This is a genomic window from Agrobacterium sp. H141 (assembly GCF_057158725.1).
Genome location: NZ_CM169893.1, coordinates 1,342,750 through 1,364,004, shown reverse-complemented (window position 1 = coordinate 1,364,004; position 21,255 = coordinate 1,342,750). Strand labels below are relative to the sequence as shown.

At 58.9% G+C, this 21,255-nt stretch carries 21 protein-coding genes; 13 read left to right on the top strand and 8 right to left on the bottom strand.

The features are described from left to right. Nucleotides 1–95 precede the first annotated feature (95 nt). The 3 genes from ACWPM9_RS06185 to ACWPM9_RS06175 are packed head-to-tail and all read left to right on the top strand — an operon-like array spanning nucleotide 96 to nucleotide 2,739. Nucleotides 96–854 (top strand): class II aldolase/adducin family protein, encoded by a 759-nt coding sequence (locus ACWPM9_RS06185; RefSeq protein WP_484757104.1) that lies wholly within the window; start codon nucleotides 96–98, stop codon nucleotides 852–854. Nucleotides 855–890: 36 nt separating this feature from the next. After that, a complete protein-coding gene (gene hydA, locus ACWPM9_RS06180) occupies nucleotides 891–2,348 on the top strand; it encodes a dihydropyrimidinase (RefSeq protein ID WP_428188895.1) in 1,458 nt (485 codons plus the stop codon). Nucleotides 2,349–2,358: 10 nt separating this feature from the next. Beyond that, the gene (locus tag ACWPM9_RS06175) at nucleotides 2,359–2,739 is read left to right on the top strand and encodes a hypothetical protein (protein ID WP_484757103.1); all 381 of its coding nucleotides are present in this window, start codon (nucleotides 2,359–2,361) and stop codon (nucleotides 2,737–2,739) included. Between the two features lie 2 nt (nucleotides 2,740–2,741). Here ACWPM9_RS06175 and ACWPM9_RS06170 read toward each other — a convergent pair whose 3' ends face one another. After that, entirely contained in the window at nucleotides 2,742–3,155 is a 414-nt protein-coding gene (locus ACWPM9_RS06170) for a cupin domain-containing protein (protein ID WP_428188897.1), read from the bottom strand. A gap of 124 nt (nucleotides 3,156–3,279) precedes the next feature. Between ACWPM9_RS06170 and ACWPM9_RS06165 the strand changes: the two genes are divergently transcribed. The 10 genes from ACWPM9_RS06165 (at nucleotide 3,280) to ACWPM9_RS06120 (ending at nucleotide 15,001) form a co-directional block, all read left to right on the top strand. After that, nucleotides 3,280–4,071 (top strand): ABC transporter ATP-binding protein, encoded by a 792-nt coding sequence (locus ACWPM9_RS06165; RefSeq protein ID WP_428188898.1) that lies wholly within the window; start codon nucleotides 3,280–3,282, stop codon nucleotides 4,069–4,071. Nucleotides 4,072–4,285: 214 nt separating this feature from the next. After that, on the top strand, nucleotides 4,286–4,669 hold the full coding sequence (locus ACWPM9_RS06160; protein ID WP_484757102.1) for an endonuclease domain-containing protein: 384 nt from the start codon (nucleotides 4,286–4,288) through the stop codon (nucleotides 4,667–4,669). Further along, nucleotides 4,666–5,007, top strand: coding sequence for a hypothetical protein (locus ACWPM9_RS06155; RefSeq protein WP_428188900.1), 342 nt, complete (start codon nucleotides 4,666–4,668; stop codon nucleotides 5,005–5,007). The genes ACWPM9_RS06160 and ACWPM9_RS06155 overlap by 4 nt, the downstream gene beginning before the upstream one ends. Continuing rightward, nucleotides 5,004–5,882: an ABC transporter permease gene (locus tag ACWPM9_RS06150; protein WP_428188901.1), complete on the top strand. Its 879-nt coding sequence runs from the start codon at nucleotides 5,004–5,006 to the stop codon at nucleotides 5,880–5,882. The genes ACWPM9_RS06155 and ACWPM9_RS06150 overlap by 4 nt, the downstream gene beginning before the upstream one ends. Beyond that, complete coding sequence (locus ACWPM9_RS06145; RefSeq protein WP_484757604.1) at nucleotides 5,882–7,006, top strand: ABC transporter permease; 1,125 nt, start codon at nucleotides 5,882–5,884, stop codon at nucleotides 7,004–7,006. Before ACWPM9_RS06150 ends, ACWPM9_RS06145 begins: the two co-directional genes overlap by 1 nt. Nucleotides 7,007–7,072: 66 nt before the next feature. Beyond that, nucleotides 7,073–8,044 (top strand): ABC transporter substrate-binding protein, encoded by a 972-nt coding sequence (locus ACWPM9_RS06140; RefSeq protein WP_484757101.1) that lies wholly within the window; start codon nucleotides 7,073–7,075, stop codon nucleotides 8,042–8,044. A gap of 373 nt (nucleotides 8,045–8,417) precedes the next feature. Continuing rightward, a complete protein-coding gene (locus tag ACWPM9_RS06135) occupies nucleotides 8,418–9,605 on the top strand; it encodes an efflux RND transporter periplasmic adaptor subunit (RefSeq protein WP_484757100.1) in 1,188 nt (395 codons plus the stop codon). A gap of 15 nt (nucleotides 9,606–9,620) precedes the next feature. After that, nucleotides 9,621–12,935: an efflux RND transporter permease subunit gene (locus ACWPM9_RS06130; protein WP_484757099.1), complete on the top strand. Its 3,315-nt coding sequence runs from the start codon at nucleotides 9,621–9,623 to the stop codon at nucleotides 12,933–12,935. 318 nt (nucleotides 12,936–13,253) lie between these two features. After that, on the top strand, nucleotides 13,254–13,910 hold the full coding sequence (locus ACWPM9_RS06125; RefSeq protein WP_484757098.1) for an outer membrane protein: 657 nt from the start codon (nucleotides 13,254–13,256) through the stop codon (nucleotides 13,908–13,910). 407 nt (nucleotides 13,911–14,317) lie between these two features. After that, nucleotides 14,318–15,001 carry a Crp/Fnr family transcriptional regulator gene (locus ACWPM9_RS06120; protein WP_484757097.1) on the top strand — a complete coding sequence of 228 codons (684 nt, stop codon included), beginning with the start codon at nucleotides 14,318–14,320 and terminating at the stop codon, nucleotides 14,999–15,001. A gap of 18 nt (nucleotides 15,002–15,019) precedes the next feature. Here ACWPM9_RS06120 and ureG read toward each other — a convergent pair whose 3' ends face one another. The 7 genes from ureG to ureC all read right to left on the bottom strand — a co-directional run bounded on the left by ureG (nucleotide 15,020) and on the right by ureC (nucleotide 21,177). Continuing rightward, nucleotides 15,020–15,631 (bottom strand): urease accessory protein UreG, encoded by a 612-nt coding sequence (gene ureG / locus ACWPM9_RS06115; protein WP_484757096.1) that lies wholly within the window; start codon nucleotides 15,629–15,631, stop codon nucleotides 15,020–15,022. 35 nt (nucleotides 15,632–15,666) lie between these two features. Further along, entirely contained in the window at nucleotides 15,667–16,338 is a 672-nt protein-coding gene (locus ACWPM9_RS06110; protein ID WP_484757095.1) for an urease accessory protein UreF, read from the bottom strand. A gap of 6 nt (nucleotides 16,339–16,344) precedes the next feature. Next, entirely contained in the window at nucleotides 16,345–16,815 is a 471-nt protein-coding gene (locus ACWPM9_RS06105) for an urease accessory protein UreE (RefSeq protein WP_484757094.1), read from the bottom strand. Nucleotides 16,816–16,943: 128 nt separating this feature from the next. Continuing rightward, nucleotides 16,944–17,798, bottom strand: coding sequence for a GGDEF domain-containing protein (locus ACWPM9_RS06100; RefSeq protein ID WP_484757093.1), 855 nt, complete (start codon nucleotides 17,796–17,798; stop codon nucleotides 16,944–16,946). A 412-nt stretch (nucleotides 17,799–18,210) separates the two neighbouring features. Next, the gene (locus ACWPM9_RS06095) at nucleotides 18,211–18,747 is read right to left on the bottom strand and encodes a peroxiredoxin (RefSeq protein WP_428189003.1); all 537 of its coding nucleotides are present in this window, start codon (nucleotides 18,745–18,747) and stop codon (nucleotides 18,211–18,213) included. Nucleotides 18,748–19,001: 254 nt separating this feature from the next. Beyond that, complete coding sequence (locus ACWPM9_RS06090; RefSeq protein ID WP_484757092.1) at nucleotides 19,002–19,457, bottom strand: GNAT family N-acetyltransferase; 456 nt, start codon at nucleotides 19,455–19,457, stop codon at nucleotides 19,002–19,004. 10 nt (nucleotides 19,458–19,467) lie between these two features. Beyond that, on the bottom strand, nucleotides 19,468–21,177 hold the full coding sequence (gene ureC / locus ACWPM9_RS06085; protein ID WP_428188912.1) for an urease subunit alpha: 1,710 nt from the start codon (nucleotides 21,175–21,177) through the stop codon (nucleotides 19,468–19,470). Between the last annotated feature and the right edge of the window lie 78 nt (nucleotides 21,178–21,255).

Below are 21,255 nucleotides of genomic sequence, written 5' to 3'. Positions count from 1 at the left end.
GCACGCTATCGCCGCATTCGCCGGTTATTCACCCGAATGATCACACGGCAGACCCATGCACTGTCGCCAGCTGTTCAATTCAAGGAGTCCATCCTATGAACGAAGCCGTCCGTATCGACACACAAATCAGCACAGAGCGCCAGCTCCGCATCGACCTTGCCGCAGCCTTCCGCCTGGCGGCACGCTTTGGCTGGAACGAGGCCGTCGCCAATCACTTTTCCGCTGCCGTCTCGCCGGATGGCAAGCAGTTTCTGATCAATCCGCGCTGGCGGCATTTCAGCCTGGTCAAGGCCAGCGAATTGCTGCTGCTCGATGCCGATGACAAGTCTGCCATGCAGCGCAAGGATGCGCCGGATCCGTCCGCCTGGTCGATCCACTCCGCCATCCACCGCGAGGTGCCGCATGCCCGCGTCGTGCTCCATCTGCATCCACCCCATGCAACAGCACTGGCAGGCCTGAAGGACCCGTCGATCAAGCCGATCGACCAGAATACCGCCCGGTTCTACAACCGCATGGGCATCGATCTTTCTTTCGGCGGCATCGCCACCGAAGAGGCGGAAGGCGAACGTATTGCAAGGACAGTCGGCAACCATTCGACCGTGATGATGGGCAATCACGGCGTCACCGTCATGGCAGAGACGGTCGCAGAGGCCTTTGACGAGATGTATTATCTCGAGCGCGCCGCCCAGACGATGATCCTTGCCTATTCCACCGGCCAGCCCCTTTCCATCATGAGCGACGAACTGGCCGAACAGACGGCCCATGAATGGGACACCTACAAGGGCGCGGAATTGGCCCATTTCGAACAGATGAAGACGATACTCGATGCTGAAGACGGCAGTTACGCCGACTGACGCGCACGGGCAAACGACAATAAAAGAGGGAAGCCAATGAGCAGCAAGGTCATCAAGAACGGCACCGTGGTCACCGCCGATCTCACCTACAAGGCCGATGTCAGGATTGAAGGCGGCGTCATTACCGAGATCGGCCCCGATCTGAAGGGCGATCAGGTTCTTGATGCAACCGGCTGCTATGTCATGCCGGGCGGCATCGATCCGCATGTCCACCTCGAAATGCCGTTCATGGGCACCTATTCCTCCGACGACTTTGAAAGCGGCACCCGGGCGGCACTCGCCGGCGGCACCACCATGGTCGTCGATTTCTGCCTCCCCAATCCTGGCCAATCGCTGCTGGAAGCGCTGACCCGATGGGATAACAAGTCGACCCGCGCCAACTGCGACTATTCCTTCCACATGGCGATCACCTCCTGGAACGAACAGGTCTTCGACGAGATGAAGACCGTGGTTCAGGACAAGGGCATCAACACCTTCAAGCACTTCATGGCCTATAAGGGTGCGCTGATGGTGAATGACGACGAGATGTTTGCCTCCTTCTCGCGCTGTGCAGAACTGGGCGCACTGCCCCTCGTCCATGCCGAAAATGGCGACGTGGTTGCAGCCATGTCGGCAAAGTTGCTGGCCGAGGGCAATAACGGTCCCGAGGGCCATGCCTATTCCCGCCCGGCCGAAGTCGAGGGCGAAGCCACCAACCGTGCCATCATGCTGGCCGACATGGCCGGCGTTCCGCTCTATGTCGTGCACACCTCCTGCGAACAGAGCCATGAAGCCATCCGCCGCGCCCGCCAGAAGGGCATGCGCGTCTATGGCGAGCCGCTGATCCAGCATCTGACCCTCGACGAGAGCGAATATTTCGACAAGGACTGGGACCATGCCGCCCGCCGTGTGATGAGCCCGCCCTTCCGCAACAAGCAGCATCAGGATTCACTCTGGGCCGGTCTGCAGTCCGGCTCGCTGTCCGTGGTTGCCACCGACCACTGCGCCTTCTCCACCGAGCAGAAGCGCTTCGGCGTCGGTGACTTCACCAAGATCCCCAACGGCACCGGTGGCCTTGAAGATCGCCTGCCAATGTTGTGGACCTATGGCGTCTCCACCGGCCGCCTGACGATGAATGAATTCGTCGCGGTCACCTCGACCAATATCGCCAAGATCCTCAACGTCTACCCGAAAAAAGGCGCGATCCTGGTCGGCGCAGATGCCGATATTGTGGTATGGGATCCATCACTGTCCAAGACCATCACCGCCAAGAACCAACAATCCGCCATTGATTACAACGTTTTCGAAGGCAAGGATGTCACCGGTTTGCCGCGTTTCACGCTGACCCGCGGCGAAGTCGCCATCGAGGAAGGCGCCGTCAAGGCCAAGGAAGGCCACGGCAAGTTCGTCAAGCGCGAACCGTTTCAGGCGGTCAACAAGGCCCTTTCCACCTGGAAGGAGCTGGTATCGCCTCGCAAGATCGAGCGCACCGGCATTCCAGCGACGGGCGTTTAAGGAGTTTCAAATGCCGCGCATCCCGCGCACCGCCGCAACCACAGTCATGCTGCTTGCCGCCGCAAGCCTCGCCTTTGCCGACACGCTGCCCTTTGATGGCGCTTACGGCAATGCCGCCGGCTGTCTTTACGCCCAGACGGGCGTGGAGACCGCGTCAGAGGAGATGTTTCTGCTCACGCCGGAAGGTGTGACCACATCGGTTTCCTATTGTGGCTTCGAACAAGTGCTGAATTCGACGCCGCAACGCTTTGCCGTGCGCGCCGCCTGTCATGGCGCCGACACGGTCGCCAAGGCGGCTCTCGACATGAACGTCATCGCCGATGGCGTGAATGCCTATTCGCTGCGTCTCGACGACGGCACGACCTGGGGGCCGCTCGATAGATGCCAGTAGGCTCAGATCTCCACCAGCCCATCCAGATCCGGCAGCAGCACGACGCTTTCCTGCTCGTTGGGATCGGTCCGCGCGATGATCGCGGTACAGGGCACGTTGGAGAGATTGGCCGGCAGATGCGGCACACCGGCGGGGATATACATCAATTCGCCCGCATGCAGGACCACATGGTTTTCAAGCCGCGCGCCATACCAGGTATGGGCCGAACCGGAGAGCAGATAGATCGCCGTCTCATGGGCTTCATGCATATGGGCTCTGGCCCGGGCACCGGCCGGCATGGTCAAAAGATGCATGCAGAGACGGTGGGAACCGACAGTCTCGGCAGAAATCCCCTGAAAGTAGCTGAGGCCCTGCTTTCCGTCGAAAGCATTGCCGGGCTTCACGATTTGACAGGTCGGTTGTGATGCTGGGTTCATTGTCACGCTCCTGGGTCAGGCGGGCTTCGCCCCAAACGTTCAACAAGCCGGGTCGTCCCGGCCATCCCATCATACCACGCCGGGCACGCTTGTACCCCGCGCGAAAAGCGAGTGGCTGTCACTGATGAGTTCGTCCGATTTCTCCGTCGTCTCCGCAAGGGATCTTGGCCTCACCTTCGAGACCAATGATGGCCCGGTGCACGCGCTCTCCAACGTCAATCTAGAGGTCAAGAAGGGCGATTTCGTCTCCTTCATCGGCCCGTCCGGCTGCGGCAAGACCACATTTCTGCGGGTGATCGCCGATCTGGAAAAACACACCGCCGGCGAAATCACCGTCAACGGCATGACGCCCGACAATGCCCGCAAGGATCGCTCCTACGGCTACGTTTTCCAGGCGGCAGCCCTTTATCCCTGGCGCACCATCGAAAAGAACATTGCCCTTCCGCTGGAGATCATGGGCTATACCAAGGCCGAGCAGAAGACGCGCATTGCCCGCACGCTCGAACTCGTCAATCTGACAGGCTTCGGTCAGAAATATCCCTGGCAGCTCTCCGGCGGCATGCAGCAGCGCGCCTCGATTGCCCGCGCCCTCGCCTTCGATGCCGACCTGCTGCTGATGGACGAGCCCTTCGGTGCCCTCGATGAAATCGTCCGCGATCACCTCAACGAACAGCTGCTGAAATTGTGGGCCGCCACCAACAAGACCATCTGCTTTGTCACCCACTCGATCCCGGAAGCGGTCTATCTCTCGACAAAGATCGTGGTCATGAGCCCCCGCCCCGGCCGCGTCACGGATGTCATCACCTCGACGCTCCCCAAGGACCGGCCGCTCGACATCCGCGAAACCCCGGAATTTCTGGAAATCGCCCACCGCGTCCGCGAGGGCCTGCGCGCGGGACACAGCTATGATGAGTAGTTCGCAGCTTGCTCAAAAAGTCCCCCTCTGGCCTGCCGGCCATCTCCCCCACAAGGGGGGAGAGAACACCCATCCAACCGCACGCTCTACCACGCAGTTTTGCAAATTATCGATTTCAGCGAACGATGCGAGACGCCGGCGACGTGAGCCCCTACCCCTTGTGGGGAGGGGTTGGGCAGGGGCCTTGCCTTATCTTCGATCGAAGGAGTGTCGCATGCCGCATTCCAATATCGACGGAAAAACCCGCAGACGCGCCCGCAACCTTCGCCGCGAAATGACCAAGGCGGAACGTATCATGTGGGAGATCCTTAGGGATTTCCGCCCCCGCGTTGCTCGCTTCCGCCGCGAAACACCGATCGGTCCTTACATCGCCGACTTTTCATGGCTATCAGCTCGGATCGTTATCGAAGTCGACGGCAATAGCCACGAGACTGAACACGGACGCCGGCATGATATCAGACGCGATGCATGGATGCGCGAGACCGGTTTTGTCGTTCTCCGTTTCGACAATGCCCAAGTAGTCGGCAATCCCGACTATGTGGCAATTTCGATCGGAGAGGCGATTGCGCCGCTCCTTGAACGGGAGCCCGGCCCATGAACCCCACCTTCCTCCTCTGGCTCGCCGGCGCCATGACTGTGTTTTTAGGCGCCGCCACCGCCACCCGCAGCTATCTCGACAGCAGTCGCTGGACAATTCTTGTCTTTGCACTCGTTCTTTATTGCATTGGCAATCTGATGATGGTGCGGCTAATGCGCGAAGGCGGGATGGGACTTGCGATTTCAGCATCCTCCGTCGGGCAATTGGTGCTCATCAACGTGATCGCCGTTGCAATGTTCGGCGAGCGGCTGTCGAACATCCAGATGGCAGGGGTCGGATTGGGCGTAGTGGCGATGGTGCTGATGCTCTATCCGACAGCGGAGAGGATCGCACCATGACGAATGCCCGCGACCGCATCATTCCGATCCTCACCATTCTCGCCGTTATTGTGGCGGTCTGGTATATAGCTGCCATCTTCATGAATGCGCCGATACAGCGCGATATAGACAAGCGCGCCGGCGTCACATCCACCACCTGGGAACTGGTCGAAAAGACCATGTGGCAGGCAAAGCCAACCCTGCCCGCCCCGCATCAGGTGGCGATCAATGTCTATGAGAACACGTTCACGCGGAAGATCACGTCGAACCGCAGTCTGGTCTATAATGGCTGGGTGACACTCTCCTCAACCATGGTCGGCTTCATCTTCGGCACGCTGCTCGGCATTCTGATTGCCGTCGGCATCGTACACCTCAAATCGCTCGACCGCAGCCTGATGCCCTGGATCATCGCCTCACAGACGGTCCCGATTCTGGCGATTGCCCCCATGGTGATCGTGGTGCTCGGCGCGATCAACGTGACCGGCCTCATTCCCAAGGCGCTGATATCGACCTATCTCTCCTTCTTCCCCGTGACGGTGGGCATGGTGAAGGGTCTGCGCTCACCGGATGCGCTGCATCTCGATCTGATGCGCACCTATAGCGCCAGCATGAACCAGACCTTCTGGAAACTGCGTGTGCCCGCATCCGTGCCCTATCTCTTCACATCCATGAAGGTCGCGATTGCAGCAAGCCTGGTCGGTGCTATCGTCGCCGAACTTCCAACCGGCGCGGTCGCGGGCATCGGTGCCAAACTGCTCGCCGGCTCCTATTACAGCCAGACCATCGAGATCTGGGCAGCCCTTGTTGCCGGCTCCGTGCTGGCAGCCATGCTGGTCATGCTGGTCGACCTTGCCTCGCGCATCGTCAACCGCGCGATGGGTGGGAGGCAAGCATGATGCGTCGTTTGACAAACAGCTGGCAGATCGTCGTGGCAATGGTGCTGGTCATTCTGGCAGCCGGACGCCCTCTGGCCGACGGCGCCAGTAGTGAAGGTACCGGTTCGCTCGTCATCTCCGCCCTGTTGATCCTGACATCGCTGGGCGCAGCGATCACGCTCGAGCGAGGCATGACCGTGCTCAGAGCCTTTATTCTCGTGGTCGGTGCGCATCTGGGAGCCTATCTGCTGCTGAAAAGCCTTGCCGGCCATGAAGGCGAAATGTCGACGGCCTTCTTCCTGCTGGTGGGCGCAAGCTGGGCCTTGGGCTGGGCTTCCGTCACCGCACTCTCGGCCATCGATGCAAGGACCCAAGCGGCGAACTGGTTGCTGCGCCTGCTGATCCCGGCCCTCTTCGGTGCCTGGATCCTGATCCTGTGGGAAGCGGCAACCCGTGGTTTCGGCGTGCCCTTCATCCTCTTGCCGCCACCGTCTTCGATCGGCGCAAGGCTCGTCAATTCCCTGCCGATACTGGCAGCCGACGTGCGCCAGACCATCTTCAAGGCGGTGCTGTTCGGCTATGTCGTCGGATCGGCATCGGGTTTTGCCGTGGCCATTCTGGCCGACCGCGTGGATTTCCTGCGCCGCGGCCTGATGCCCATCGGCAATTTCGTCTCGGCCCTGCCCATCATCGGCGTCGCACCCATCATGGTCATGTGGTTCGGCTTCGACTGGCAGTCGAAGGCAGCGGTCGTCATCATCATGACCTTCTTTCCCATGCTGGTGAACACCGTTTCGGGCCTTGCCGCATCGGGCAACATGGAGCGCGACTTGATGCGCACCTATGCCTCCAGTTACGGACAGACACTGCTGAAACTGCGCCTGCCGGCTGCCATGCCCTTCATCTTCAATGCGTTGAAGATCAATTCGACACTGGCGCTGATTGGCGCGATCGTTGCCGAATTCTTCGGCACGCCCATCGTTGGCATGGGCTTCCGGATTTCCACCGAAATCGGACGTCTGAATGTCGACATGGTCTGGGCGGAAATCGCGGTTGCAGCCCTGGCAGGATCGGTCTTTTATGGTGTGATCGCCCTCATCGAGCGGGCAACCACATTCTGGCATCCGTCTATCCGTGGTGGGTAGACGATAACCAACCGGCCCGGCAACGACCGGGCACGGCGAAAACCACAGAGGGAAAAGGTACAAGACATGAAAAAACTCATGCTTTCATTGATGGCGGGCGCCATGTCGCTTGCTGCAGCCCAGGCCATGGCCGCCGACAAGCTGACGCTTCAGCTGAAATGGGTCGCCCAGAGCCAGTTTGCCGGCTATTACGTGGCAAAGGACAAGGGCTTTTATGAAGAAGAAGGCCTCGACGTCGAAATCAAGCCCGGCGGGCCGGACATCGCTCCGGAACAGGTCATCGCCGGCGGTGGCGCCGATGTGATCGTTGACTGGATGGGCGGCGCGCTCGTTGCCCGTGAAAAGGGCGTTCCGCTGGTCAACATCGCCCAACCCTTCCAGAAGGCCGGTATGGAAATGGTCTGCCCGGCTGACGGTCCGATCAAGACCGAGGCCGACTTCAAGGGCCATACCCTCGGCGTATGGTTCTATGGCAATGAATATCCATTCTTCGCCTGGATGAACAAGCTTGGTCTCTCCACCGAAGGCGGTGCAGATGGCGTCACCGTGCTGAAGCAAAGCTTCGACGTCCAGCCGCTGATCCAGAAGCAGGCCGATTGCATCTCGGTCATGACCTATAACGAATACTGGCAGTTGATCGACGCCGGTTACAAGCCGGAAGACCTGACGGTCTTCAACTATTCGGATATGGGCAACGATTTGCTGGAAGATGGTCTTTACGCGCTTGAAGACAAGCTCGCTGATCCGGCCTTCAAGGAAGACATGGTCAAGTTCGTCCGCGCTTCGATGAAGGGCTGGAACTACGCCATGGAAAATCCGGATGAAGCGGCTGAAATCGTCATGGACAATGGTGGCCAGGATGAAAATCACCAGAAGCGCATGATGGGCGAAGTGGCCAAGCTGATCGGCGATGGTTCCGGCGTGCTGAAGGAAGATGTTTACGACCGCACGGCCAAGGCCCTTCTCGACCAGAAGATCATCGAGAAGCAGCCGGAAGGCGCCTGGACCCACGGCATCACCGACGAAGCCCTGAAATAGTCATTGCTGCATCGCAGCGATTACACTAAAAAGACGCATGGGGACACCTATGCGTCTTTTTTGTATATGTGACGTTTCCCGAAGTTTTGCTCCGATGGGTTGTCCCTCACTGCCATTTTTGGGCATGTGGTGTTGTAGAATTGCCCAGAGCCGAAGAATACTTTATCGCCTCCAAATTAAACGTCATGGTGATCTTGTATGCTGGACCGCACACGCCAAATAACATGACCAGATCGACTCGGAAGACTAAAAGTTGCATCGAAATGTGCAGGGCAGACCAGTCGGCGCGCATGCCAAAAATGACAACAGACAGAATGTGATTTAGTCGCTAAATTCGCCTAAGCAAGATTGATAGACATCCTGGAAGGGACCCATGCTTCGCCTATCGACAAAGACTTTCGCGGCAATTGCCGCGACCTCGCTCATCCTGCTGCCTGCATTTTCCTGGGCGCAGGGAGAAAGTGTTGCTGCCAGTCCCAGTCTGCCAGCCATTGTTGTCACCGAAGCGGTCGTCAAACCGCTCGTCGAGCGCGTTGTGGCCACTGGCACGATCCAGCCCGTCTCTGAAATCTTCGTGCAACCGCTGGTGGAGGGACTGTCCATCAAGTCTGTCAATGTGGATGTCGGCGATCACGTCGCGGCAGGCGAGGTCGTTGCCGAGTTGAACGAAGACAGTTTGATCCTGCAGCGGAGCCAGCTTGAGGCCAATCTGGCCAAGGCAGAAGCCGCCTTGGCCCAATATCAGGCGCAGCTGAACGACGCAAAGATCAACGCAGCAGAGGCAAAGCGGCAATATGCGCGCTCGGTGGAACTCGGCAAGTCTGGCACATTGCCGACATCGCAGATCGAACAGTCGGAATCCGCGTCCTCCAGTGCTGCGGCCAAGGTGACCACGGCCGAAAAGGCGATTGCCATTGCCGAGGCAGACATCAAGGTTGTCGAAAGCCAGAAGAAGGATGTCGAGCTCAATCTGGCCCGCACAGAGGTGAAAAGCCCGGTTGCAGGCGTGATTGCCAGCAAGAATGCCAATGTCGGCTCGATTGCCAGTGGCGCCGGTCAACCGCTCTTCACTGTCTATAGGGACGGTGAAGTGGAGCTGGTCGCCGATGTCTCCGAGACACAGATCCTCAAGGTAAAAGAGGGTCAGAAAGTCATGATCACGCTTGCCGGCGGCACAGAACAAGTGCCGGGCCGCGTGCGTCTGGTGTCTCCTGTCGTCGATCCCGTCACCCGCCTCGGTGCGGTACACGTCAAGATACTCGACAACGACCGCGCCCGCGCCGGCATGTATGCCAGCGCCGAGATCATTGTAACGGAAGCGGACGATATTGCGCTGCCTCTGTCTGCAGTCACCATGGGCCGCACGTCCACAACAACCCGTATCGTCAAGGATGGCGTCGTGCATCAGGTCGACATCACCACCGGCATCGAGGACTCAGGTTTCATCCAGGTCACCGGCGGTCTTCAGGCCGGCGACATGATCGTGGCAAAGGCCGGTGCCTTCGTGCGCGATGGCGACAAGATCAACCCAGTCCGCGAAGATGCGGTCGTGTCGAACTGAGGAGTGGCATAAGTCATGAATTTCTCGGCGTGGTCCATTCGCAATCCGGTCGCCCCTCTCCTGGGCTTCTTCCTGCTGCTTGTCATCGGCATACAGTCGTTTTACGCCTTGCCGATCACGCGCTTCCCCAATATCGACGTTCCCCTGGTGTCCGTGGTCGTCCAGCAAAGCGGTGCGTCGCCGGTAGAACTTGAATCGCAAGTCACCAAGGAAATCGAAGACGCCGTCGCATCGATCAGCGGTGTCGACGAAATCCAGTCGACGGTCACCGACGGCCAGTCGCAGACCGCTGTCATGTTCCGCATGGAAGTACCGACCGAACAGGCCGTGCAGGACGTCAAGGACGCCATTGACCGCATCCGAGGCGATCTGCCGGCCACCGTCGAAGAGCCGATTGTCTCCAAGGTCGACGTCGAGGGACAGGCAATCCAGACCTTTGCGGTCTCCTCCCCCAACATGTCGCTGGAAGAACTGTCCTGGTTCGTCGACGACACCATCAAGCGCGCGCTGCAGGGACAAAGCGGCATCGGTCGTATTGACCGCTATGGCGGAGCCGACCGCGAGGTCCGCGTCGAACTCAACCCCGACCGTCTGAACGCCTACGGCATCACCGCAGCAGACGTCAGCACGCAATTGCGCAACACCAATACCGATGCCGGCTCGGGTCGCGGCCAGGTGGCCGGAACAGAACAGACGATCCGCACGCTTGGCGACGCCGGCAGTGCCGCCCAATTGGCCAATACCACCATTGCCCTTGCTGGCGGCCGTTTCGTCAAGCTGTCCGAACTCGGCACGATCAAGGACACCTACGAAGAGCCGAAGTCCTTTGCCCGCTTCAACGGAAATCCGGTGGTCACCTTCGCGGTCTTCCGCGCCAAGGGGGCATCCGAAGTCTCCGTTGCCGAAACTGTTGGCAAAAGCCTCGATCAGGTGAGAGCGGACAACCCCAACGTCTCGATCCAGATGATCGACGACTCGGTCTATTTCACCTACGGAAACTACGAGGCCGCCCTTCATACCCTCATCGAAGGCGCGATCCTCGCCGTCATCGTGGTGTTCCTGTTCCTGAAGAACTGGCGTGCGACACTGATTGCAGCTGTTGCCCTGCCCCTGTCTGCGATCCCGACCTTCTGGATCATGGACATTATGGGCTTCTCGCTCAATCTGGTCAGTTTCCTCGCACTCACACTGGCGACCGGTATCCTGGTCGACGATGCGATCGTGGAAATCGAAAACATTGCCCGGCACATCAAGATGGGCAAGTCGCCCTATCGGGCAGCGCTCGAAGCGGCCGACGAAATCGGCCTGGCCGTGATTGCGACCAGTTTCACCATCATTGCTGTTTTCGTGCCGGTGTCCTTCATGCCGGGCATTCCGGGCCAGTACTTCATCCAGTTCGGCCTGACCGTCGCTTTTGCGGTCTTCTTCTCGCTGGCAGTCGCCCGCTTGATTACGCCGTTGATGGCTGCCTATCTGATGCGTGCCGAAGACGGCATGGATGACGATCACGAAGGCAATGACGGCGCCTTCATGCGCAGCTACACATGGCTGGTCCGCGGCACCACATCACGGTGGTATGCCCGCTATGCCACACTGCTGGGAGCCTTCGCGTTCCTGGCCGGCTCGGTCATGCTGCTCATGCAGGTGCCGGGAAGCTTCCTGCCGCCGGAAGATGCTGGCCGTATCGTCTTGTCGGTCGAGCTTCCGCCGAACGCGTCGCTGGCAGAAACCGAAAAGACCACCGACAAGATGTATCAGGCGGTGCGTGATATCGACGGCGTGGAAAGCGTATTCGTCCTCGGCGGTGCCTCGCCCAAGGGCGATCTCGAACTGCGCCGCGCAACCGTCACCCTGGCGCTCAAGAAGATCAACCATTCGCTGGTGAACACACTCGTCAACAAGGGCCTGGGCGGTCTGCCGCTCATTGGCCAGTATATGCCGAAGCTGAACGATGACGGCCGCACCAAGCCGCAATGGGATATTGAATCGGAAGTCTTCGCCAAGCTCAAACCCATTCCCGACATTCGCGTCTTGAAGCTCAACGACCGCGGCGAGCGCGATCTCACCTATAACTTCCTGTCGAAGAGCGAAGAAGATCTCAACAACGCGGTCGGTATCCTCGAATCGAAACTGCGCACGGTGCCGGTTCTCGCCAATGTCAGCGCCGATGGCTCGCTGCCGCGCCCGGAACTGCATATCCTGCCACGCAAGGCAGAGGCTGCGCGCCTGGGCATCACCCCCGCGCAGATCGCCTCCACCGTACGTGTGGCCACCATTGGTGACATCGATGCGGCGCTGCCGAAAATCTCGCTGGATGATCGGCAGATCCCGATCCGCGTTCAGGCCGCGCTCGACATGCGCCGCGACCTCGACAAGATACGCGCCTTGAAGATACAGACAGCGGGCGGGCAGACCGTTCCCCTCTCCTCGGTTGCCGATATCGAATATTCGGAGGGCGTCTCGTCGATCAAGCGCAACAACCGCAACCGCGTCGTTGCCATCGGCGCGGACCTGCGCCCCGGCGTTGCGCTTGATACGGCATCGGCTGCCTTCGAGCAGGCGGTCAAGGACGCCAATCTGCCGCCAAGCGTGAAGCTCGCCGAAAGCGGTGATGCCAAGATCCAGAACGAAATGCAGCAGAGTTTCGTCAACGCCATGTTGACGGGGCTGTTGCTGGTTCTGGCAGTGCTGATCCTGCTGTTCAAGGATGTCATCCAGCCCTTCACGATCCTTCTCTCGCTGCCGCTTGCCATCGGCGGCGTGGCAGCCGCGCTGATCCTGACCAACAATCCGCTGTCGATGCCGGTCTTGATCGGCATTCTGATGCTGATGGGCATCGTCACCAAGAACGCCATTCTTCTGGTCGATTTTGCCATCGAGATGCGTCGCCACGGCATGGAACGCGGCAAGGCCATGGTGGAAGCCGGGCGCAAGCGCGCCCGTCCCATCATCATGACCTCGATTGCCATGTCTGCCGGCATGTTGCCCTCGGCGCTGGGCGTCGGTGAAGGCGGCTCGTTCCGCGCGCCCATGGCCATCGCCGTCATCGGCGGCATCATCGTCTCCACCGTGATGAGCCTGCTTGTCGTTCCTGCCTTCTTCCTGATCATGGACGACCTGTCGCGCCTGCTTGGCTGGATGTTCGGCCGCATGGTCGGCAAAAAGGAAGAAGAGCAAGAGGCCTTGAGCGCCGAGGAGCTGACCCGGATTGCCATGGAAAACAGGCGCTCGCTTTCGACCTTGGAAAAGCGTGTCCGATCGGTCGAGACCAGCGATCAGAGCAACACCAAGCCCAAGATCGTCAGACTGCCGCCGCTCGCGGCAGAATAAAAAGGCCGGAAGGCAACAGCCAGCTCATGCAGATCGGCGTCCGCCTGGCGGGCGCCGATTTGCGTTTGGACTGCATCTCGCCCTTATCCGATTTCACGCAGGCTTCACGTTCGCGTGACCCGGGCAGACCCAGTTTGCGTCGCCGCCGGTCAAGGTCGCCTACAGCCACTGCATTCCTTGAGAAATGAACTAAACATATGATTTTAAATGTATATTGAGAATGAAATGTATTTAGCATACTAATTATATGGTGCAATTTTACTACAGCAAATCGAACGGAAGGCCACTATCAGCTCCACCTGTAACAGGAGTTGATTTATGAAACTAATTCTCGCAACCACCGCCATTTTGATGACTGCCACCTCGGTCTTTGCGGCCGACGCCGTCTATCAGGCGGCCGCGCAGCCCCCCGAAGCGGTCTCTCAGCCTTTCAGCTGGACCGGTGGCTACCTCGGTGTTCAGGGCGGCTACGGATGGGCTGACGGCTCGTTTGACCAGGCCGGAACCGTTTTTCTGAATGGCGATTTCGACGGCGGCATTATCGGGGCCTTTGCAGGCGCAAACTACCAGTACCAGAACAATGTCGTCCTCGGCATCGAGGCCGATCTCGATTACAACTGGAACGAGGAAAAGTTTGACATCGGCGGGAGCGAGCTCAAGGCCAGCGGCAAATGGGAGGGATCCGTGCGTGCCCGTGTCGGTTATGCATTTGATCGCGCCCTTGTCTACGCAACTGCGGGCTGGGTCGCCGCCCATGCCGAAGCCAATATTGCTGGATTTGGTGGCGATGACAGCATCGTCCAAGGCTACACCGTCGGTGCCGGCGTTGATTACGCGCTAACCGATACAGTCTTTGCGCGTGTCGACTATCGCTATAATGATTTTGGCAGCACCGACTTTAACATCGGCGGCACAGCGGTGAATGCCGATTTGAGCCAGCACACGATCAAGGTCGGCGTCGGCTTCAAGTTCTGATCGACAGAACTGACAAAGCTGTCGCATGAAGGCGCTCCGCAAGGGGCGCCTTTTTTCATGGCTGGACGCCTGTTTAAGCCAAGGCTGCCCGCTTTCGGCTAGAGCGATATATCCGCTTGATCGAAATCAATCCGCAACCGTGCCAGCTCCTCTATTGTCGCTAATAAATCACGAAGGCAGCGCGATGGCGCATGCCTTCAGAGACAAAGCTTGGAGGCCGGGATGATGAGAGCAACGGTAGCGACGAACAGATGGACCATCCCGGCAAGAGCAGAAAGGGATCTGCTCGGCACCCCGTTGGCACGACCGTCGCGCAGCTCTCCCGTTTCACCTCGCGCACCAGGACAATTTCGATGAGAAGCCAGAGCGCGGGGAACGTAAACATTGCCTGGGGAACCAAGGGGGCTATGAACAAATTGTTGAAGTTGAACCACCGTGACCGCACGACATTGCTGCACACACCCTTCATGGCATCGCTTGGACCGCTGGCAATCGAGCGGATGCTGGATGTGGTCAATGTGGTCAACTATGAGGCCCGAGATTTGCTGTTTCGGGAGCGGGAACCGGCCAGGTCCTTCTATTGCGTCCTGTCGGGCCATGTGCGGCTCTTCCGCCTGAGCAAAGACGGTCGAGACGCCAATATCCGAATCTGCTGCCCCGGAGACGTGTTTGCCGAATGCCTGCTCGCAGCCGGTGAAGTCTATCATTACAACGCCCAGGCCGTGGAAAGCGTCACCGTTGCCCGCTTCGACCTGCAAAGGGTGAGGATGCTTGCCGATGAGGAGAAAGACGTCTCAAAGGCAATCATCACCAGCCTCTCCGCCCATTTGCTGAGCTCGCTGGATTGCATCGCCAATGATCGTCTGCTCACGGCCCAGCAGCGGTTGGCCCATTACCTGCTCGACCAATGCCCGGACGACAGCCAGTCGGCCTCCATCCGTTTGCCGTTCCAGAAAAGCCTTCTGGCCGGCAAACTGGGCCTTGCGCCAGAAGCCTTGTCCCGTGCCTTCTCCACACTGCGCAGTGCCGGTGTGACCGTCAGAGGGCGAGTGATAGAGGTCGCAGACGTCAATGCCCTGAAGCGGCTCTGATCATGGAGTAGCGGCGGCCTACATGCCGCCGTTCAGCGCCAGAAAATCGACAATTTCGTCGACGCCTTCGCCGCGCTTCAGATCGGTAAACACGAAGGGGCGCTGTTCACGCATGCGTCCGGCATCACCCCGCATCACCTCAAGATCCACGCCCACATAAGGCGCCAGATCGGCCTTGTTGATGACCAGCATATCGGAGCGTGTAATGCCCGGCCCACCCTTGCGCGGTATCTCCTCGCCCTGACAGACCGAGATGACGTAAAGGGTAATATCGGCAAGATCGGGTGAGAACGTCGCCGCCAGATTGTCGCCGCCCGATTCAATGAACACGACGTCCAGATCGGGGAAGCGCGCATTCAGCTCCGCAATCGCCTGCAGGTTGATCGAGGCATCCTCCCGAATGGCCGTATGCGGACAGCCACCTGTTTCCACGCCGACAATCCTGTCCGAAGACAGGGCCTGCATGCGCACCAGCGCATCGGCGTCTTCGCGTGTGTAGATGTCGTTGGTGACGACGGCCACCGAATAGCGATCCCGCAACGCCTTGCAGAGTTTTTCCGTCAGCGCCGTCTTGCCGGAGCCAACCGGCCCCCCGATCCCGACCCGCAATGGCCCGTTTGCAGATTTCATCCTGCCGTTCCCTTCTTATGATGGCGCCTGACCGCTTATGATCGGAACAGGCGTGTATGCTGTGTCTCGTGTCGCATGGTCTCGATATCAGCCATGACGGTTGCAGTCCCGAGCCCCGCCAGGCCCGCCGACGCGGCAAGCGGCGCAAGCCGCTCGATCGGCTTTTCCAACGCAGCCAGGATTTCCACCCCCTCCCGTTGTCCGATGACACTCAGCCTGATCGCCGCCGATACCGATTGCGAGGCACTGGCATGCAGATAGCCGATCAGCGCAGGCTCAAGCGAAATGCCGTGCGCAGCGGACACGGCACCGATCGCAACAGGATAGGCAACCGCAGAGCCGAGCCGTTCGAGAACATCATGCGGCCAGGCACGCGCCGCCTGCAGAAAGGCTGACCCAAGCGCAAGCGTCTCGGCATGCCGCTCCCGCGAGCTCGACAAGGCGGCAGCGAGGTCAGCGAGGTCAGCAAGAGTTGCGCAATCCTCAAAGCCACGATGCGCCTCGGCCAGAAGCACGGCATCGTTCCAGCCGGTGCCATGCTCAAGACTGGCTTTCATCCATTGCCGAAGCGTCGCAGCGTCGCGCACCAGGTCATCGTCGACCGCACGCTCCAATCCGCCGGAATAGGCAAATGCCCCGACCGGAAATGCCGGAGACATCCAGGTCAGCAATCTGAGAAGTGCCTGCGTTTCCTTCCGCTCGCTCATCACCGATCAGCCATGGCCGTGATGGCCGTGACCATGCCCGCCACCATGAGCATGATAGGCGCCCCTGAGTGGCTGGAACTGCTCGACCACCTCATCGACCTCGGCACCCAGCCCCTTCAACATATCGAGAATGACATGGTCGCGCTGGATGAGGATGCGTTCGGGCTCGATCTGCACGGCCAGATGCCGGTTCCCCAGATGCCAGGCAAGCTCCAGCAGGTGAAGAGGATCGCGCGGCCTGATGGCAAACAGCTTCTCGTCCGCGGCGCAGATCTCAACCTCGCTGCCGTCGTCGACCTGCAACCGGTCACCATGGTGAAACAGTGCCGGCTCTTTCAGATCCAGCATGATCATCTCCCCATCCTCAAGATGCAGCAGCTTGCGGCGCAGATGTCGCTCGGCATGGCCAAGAAGGATCTTGGATTGGGCGGAACCGGTCGTTTCACCGGCAGGCAGATAGGACGTGACGCGACGCATGAAATCTCCTCGTTCGTCTGCCAAAACCATGCAAAATTCGCGGCCGCACTGCAACACGGAACTTGCGTGAAGGCCGCGCTTTGCGCCTGCGATATCAGAATGAACAACGGATGTGAAAATGGCCTGTTTCAGGCGCTGGCGACATTCACAGTATCGATGACCAGGTCAGGTGCGAGCGCAGTATCCCGACGGGCGAATAATTCATGCCCCTCACCTTCATGCACGACCCTGTTTCGACCGCCAGCCTTTGCAAGGTAGAGCGCCCTGTCGGCCGCGGTATAGACAATGTCGGCTGGCCGTCCGTCACCGAACTCGGCAATACCGGCAGACACTGTGGCAGTGATCGATGCGTGATCGCTCAGGATCGGGTGATCGGCAATGCGCGCACGAACTTCCTCCACCTTTGCATGACGCTCGGCCACCGAACCGGCCAGAATGATAACACCGAATTCCTCGCCGCCCAGACGCGCGCAGACACTCGGTTGCGGAAAGACATCGCGAATGACGCCAGAAACAGCCTTGATCACCGCATCGCCGACGGCATGACCATGACAATCGTTGATCGATTTGAACCGGTCGAGATCGAAGATTGCAAGCGACGCATTTTCATCGGCCTCTTCCAACACCTTGGAAAATGCGCGCCTGTTCAAGAGGCCCGACAGCATGTCGACACGGCTGAGGCGGGCATAGCGCGATCGCGAGACAGATAACTCGCGGATAACATTGCCCGTCACCAGTGCCAGAGAACCGGACACCGCCCCACCGAAAATCCAGGAAAAGGCGACGGAGAGCTTGACCGCGTCGCTGAAGGACATCGGCAGAAGGCCCAGAAGATAGCAGACTGGCAAGGCGACGATATTGAATATGGAGGCGAGGATGACCGCACGGAAGGTCATCTTCATCGCAAAGCCATAGACCGCGCGCCGGCCATGAAACTTGCCGAGATCAACCTGTAGCGAAAGCCATCTTTTAAAGAGTTCCAAGTGCCGCTCTCCCCTTCATGCAGCACCCCTCGAATAGAGGTCTTCTCTTGGAGTTTCCTTAAGAGATCCCTTAAAATGCGAAGCATGTTGAAAATACTGCGCTAACGATTGTTAGGATATTCTAATTCACCATTTGATTGATGGGCAAACTCCGTTCCATCTACCTGAATTCCCTATATTTCGCGCAATAGTGCGACAATTAGCCCGCCAATTGCCACGACGGGAAGTTATCCACAATGAGACAGAGCGACCACCGCAGATTGCAACTTCTTCAACAACGACCGCAGGTGAGATGGGGGCAGCCCCTTGATGTCGTTAAGCTATTTGGCAGGTCTTCTTTCATGTTGCCACAATTCAAAAAAGCCCCGGCGCGAACGCCAGGGCTTTCATCAGTGCGAAAGTCGACAAGGGGTCAGGCTGCAGCCTTTTCCTTGAGGTTTTCGAGAATGTTCTGCGGCGACGAAACACCATATGGGTCGCTGTCGCAATTGTCCGAATAACCTTCTTCCTCGAACCACTGCTCGACCACGCCATCATTGATGATGGCGGCGTAGCGCCACGAGCGCATGCCGAAGCCGAGGTTATCCTTGGCGACCAGCATGCCCATCTTGCGGGTGAATTCGCCGGAACCGTCCGGGATGACCTTCACATGCTGAAGGTTCTGGCTCTTGGCCCATGCGTTCATGACAAACGCATCATTGACCGACATGCAGTAGATGTCGTCGACGCCCTGTGCCTGAAAGTCGGTGAACAGCTTTTCGAAGTCTGGAAGCTGGAAAGTCGAGCATGTCGGCGTGAATGCGCCCGGCAGCGAAAACAGAACGACCTTCTTGCCCTTGAAGTAATCGTCGGAGGTCATTTCCTGCCAACGGAACGGGTTCGGACCCTCGATGGATTCGTCGCGAACGCGGGTACGGAAGGTAACGTTTGGAACTTTCTTGCCAATCAGCATGATATTTCCTCTCTTGCGTTTGGTGGCCGCAGGTCTCTTGGGAGAAAGACGCCGCCACGGTTGGAATTGGAGAAATATCCCTATCGCAAACGAGAGTGCACTGCAGCATCAAAGTGGAAATAAGGTGGGGATGCATGGCAGACATGCACACGACGAATAGCTGCCTTGAGGGCAAGGTTCTGCACAGATTGCCATCCCGGCGCGCGATTGCCATTCATACCGAAATTCCGTGAATTTCAGCGGCTTTCCGATCAATCCAGCGGCTTGCGAAAATAGACCACACGCTGCATCTCATCAAATCCCCAGCGCGCATGCGCCTGATGAGAAATGTCATTGTCCAGTTCTGCGTCCGAACAAAGTTCGGTAAACCCCTTGGCGACATAGTCGCGCTCGATCTGTTCGATCAACAGACGCCCAAGGCCTTGGCGTCGATACGCAGTCTCCAGATAAATCCCTTCCAGAAACGCGACCGGCATCTGGGTGCAGCCCGTGGCATAGGGGCGTATGGACACCTCGGCAAACCCAACCACAGGCCCATTGCGATCCGACACAAGCCACCCGCAAAGCTGGGTCTCTTCAATAAGGACGGCCAATTCCTCCGCATGAGCCTGCGCGGTCACATGCGGCCACAACGCCTGTCTTAGCCGTATCCATTCCGCGCGATCCGAAGGCTCACAGCGACGAACCGAGAACGTGTCGCCCGCCATATGCCCTCCCTTAGAACAGGAAATACCGCTGCGCCATCGGCAGCACAGTGGCCGGTTCGCAGGTCAGCAATTCGCCATCGGCGCGCACTTCATAGGTTTCAGGATCGACCTCGATCTCCGGCGTCAGACTGTTGTGGATCATCGACGCCTTGGAAATGCCGCCGCGGGTATTCTTGACCGGCAGCAATTTCTTGGCAACTCCAAGACGCGCGGCGAGCCCTGCATCGAGCGATGCCTGCGACACGAAGGTGACCGACGAATTGGTCCTGAGCTTGCCATAGGCTGCAAACATTGGACGATAATGCATCGGCTGAGGCGTCGGGATCGACGCGTTCGGATCGCCCATGGGGGCCGCCGCAATCGAGCCGCCCAACAGCACCATTTCCGGCTTCACGCCGAAGAAGGCCGGGTTCCACAGCACCAGATCAGCCCGCTTGCCCACCTCGATCGAACCGATCTCATGAGACAGCCCTTGAGCGATGGCCGGGTTGATCGTGTATTTGGCAATGTAGCGGCGCACACGCATATTGTCGTTGTCACCGGTTTCTTCCTTCAACGCGCCACGCTGGCGCTTCATCTTGTCGGCAGTCTGCCAGGTACGGATCGCAACTTCCCCGACGCGGCCCATGGCCTGGCTGTCGGACGAGATGATCGAGAAGGCGCCAATGTCGTGGAGAATATCTTCAGCTGCAATCGTCTCCTTGCGGATCCGGCTCTCGGCAAAGGCAATGTCCTCGGGGATGGACGACGACAGGTGATGGCAGACCATCAGCATGTCGAGATGTTCGGCAATGGTGTTGACCGTATAGGGCCGTGTCGGATTGGTCGATGAGGGAATGACATTGCTCTGGCCGCAGATCTTGATGATATCTGGTGCATGGCCACCGCCCGCTCCTTCCGTGTGGAAGGCATGGATGGTGCGGCCCTTCAGCGCCCCGATCGTATCCTCCACAAAACCGCTTTCATTTAGCGTATCGGTGTGGATCATCACCTGAACATCATACTGATCTGCAACCGACAGGCAGTTGTCGATGGCAGCCGGTGTCGTGCCCCAGTCCTCATGCAGCTTGAGCGAGGAGGCACCTGCAAGGATCATTTCCTCCAGCGGTGCCGGAAGCGAGGCATTGCCCTTGCCGGCCAGCGCCAGGTTCATCGGAAAACCGTCGAAGCTCTCGATCATCCGCTCGATATGCCAGGCGCCGGTGCAGGTGGTTGCAAGCGTGCCATGGGCCGGACCGGTGCCACCGCCCAGCATGCAGGTAATGCCGCTCATCAGGGCTTCTTCGATCTGCTGCGGGCAGATATAGTGGATATGCGCATCCATGCCGCCAGCCGTCAGGATCTTGCCCTCTCCGGCAATCGCCTCGGTCGACGGACCGACGATGATGGTCACGCCCGGCTGTGTATCCGGATTGCCAGCCTTGCCGATCCCGTGGATACGACCATCCTTCAGGCCGATATCGGCCTTGTAGATGCCGGAGTGATCGACGATCAGCGCATTGGTGATGACGGTATCGACAGCGCCTTCAGCTCGGGTTGCCTGGCTCTGGCCCATGCCGTCGCGAATGACCTTGCCACCGCCGAACTTCACCTCTTCGCCATAGGTGGTGAAATCCTTCTCCACCTCGATGAAGAGTTCGGTATCGGCAAGGCGCACCTTGTCGCCGGTCGTCGGACCGAACATCGAGGCATAGGCCGCGCGGGACATCTTGTAAGGCATGGCGTCAAACTCCTGGCGCGAGTTGTAAAAGGGCTTGCAGGTTCGACCGGAAACAATTTCCGGCGAGACGGAAAACAA

Coding starts and splice junctions, on each gene's coding strand:
- ACWPM9_RS06130 (WP_484757099.1), top strand. CDS start 9,621: ATGAATTTCTCGGCGTGGTCCATTCGCAATCCGGTCGCCCCTCTCCTG.
- ACWPM9_RS06090 (WP_484757092.1), bottom strand. CDS start 19,457: ATGGCGGGCGACACGTTCTCGGTTCGTCGCTGTGAGCCTTCGGATCGC.
- ACWPM9_RS06165 (WP_428188898.1), top strand. CDS start 3,280: ATGAGTTCGTCCGATTTCTCCGTCGTCTCCGCAAGGGATCTTGGCCTC.
- ACWPM9_RS06135 (WP_484757100.1), top strand. CDS start 8,418: ATGCTTCGCCTATCGACAAAGACTTTCGCGGCAATTGCCGCGACCTCG.
- ACWPM9_RS06140 (WP_484757101.1), top strand. CDS start 7,073: ATGAAAAAACTCATGCTTTCATTGATGGCGGGCGCCATGTCGCTTGCT.
- ACWPM9_RS06110 (WP_484757095.1), bottom strand. CDS start 16,338: ATGAGCGAGCGGAAGGAAACGCAGGCACTTCTCAGATTGCTGACCTGG.
- ureC (WP_428188912.1), bottom strand. CDS start 21,177: ATGCCTTACAAGATGTCCCGCGCGGCCTATGCCTCGATGTTCGGTCCG.
- ACWPM9_RS06125 (WP_484757098.1), top strand. CDS start 13,254: ATGAAACTAATTCTCGCAACCACCGCCATTTTGATGACTGCCACCTCG.
- ACWPM9_RS06185 (WP_484757104.1), top strand. CDS start 96: ATGAACGAAGCCGTCCGTATCGACACACAAATCAGCACAGAGCGCCAG.
- ureG (WP_484757096.1), bottom strand. CDS start 15,631: ATGAAATCTGCAAACGGGCCATTGCGGGTCGGGATCGGGGGGCCGGTT.
- ACWPM9_RS06160 (WP_484757102.1), top strand. CDS start 4,286: ATGCCGCATTCCAATATCGACGGAAAAACCCGCAGACGCGCCCGCAAC.
- ACWPM9_RS06120 (WP_484757097.1), top strand. CDS start 14,318: ATGAACAAATTGTTGAAGTTGAACCACCGTGACCGCACGACATTGCTG.
- ACWPM9_RS06105 (WP_484757094.1), bottom strand. CDS start 16,815: ATGCGTCGCGTCACGTCCTATCTGCCTGCCGGTGAAACGACCGGTTCC.
- ACWPM9_RS06170 (WP_428188897.1), bottom strand. CDS start 3,155: ATGAACCCAGCATCACAACCGACCTGTCAAATCGTGAAGCCCGGCAAT.
- hydA (WP_428188895.1), top strand. CDS start 891: ATGAGCAGCAAGGTCATCAAGAACGGCACCGTGGTCACCGCCGATCTC.
- ACWPM9_RS06145 (WP_484757604.1), top strand. CDS start 5,882: ATGCGTCGTTTGACAAACAGCTGGCAGATCGTCGTGGCAATGGTGCTG.
- ACWPM9_RS06150 (WP_428188901.1), top strand. CDS start 5,004: ATGACGAATGCCCGCGACCGCATCATTCCGATCCTCACCATTCTCGCC.
- ACWPM9_RS06155 (WP_428188900.1), top strand. CDS start 4,666: ATGAACCCCACCTTCCTCCTCTGGCTCGCCGGCGCCATGACTGTGTTT.
- ACWPM9_RS06175 (WP_484757103.1), top strand. CDS start 2,359: ATGCCGCGCATCCCGCGCACCGCCGCAACCACAGTCATGCTGCTTGCC.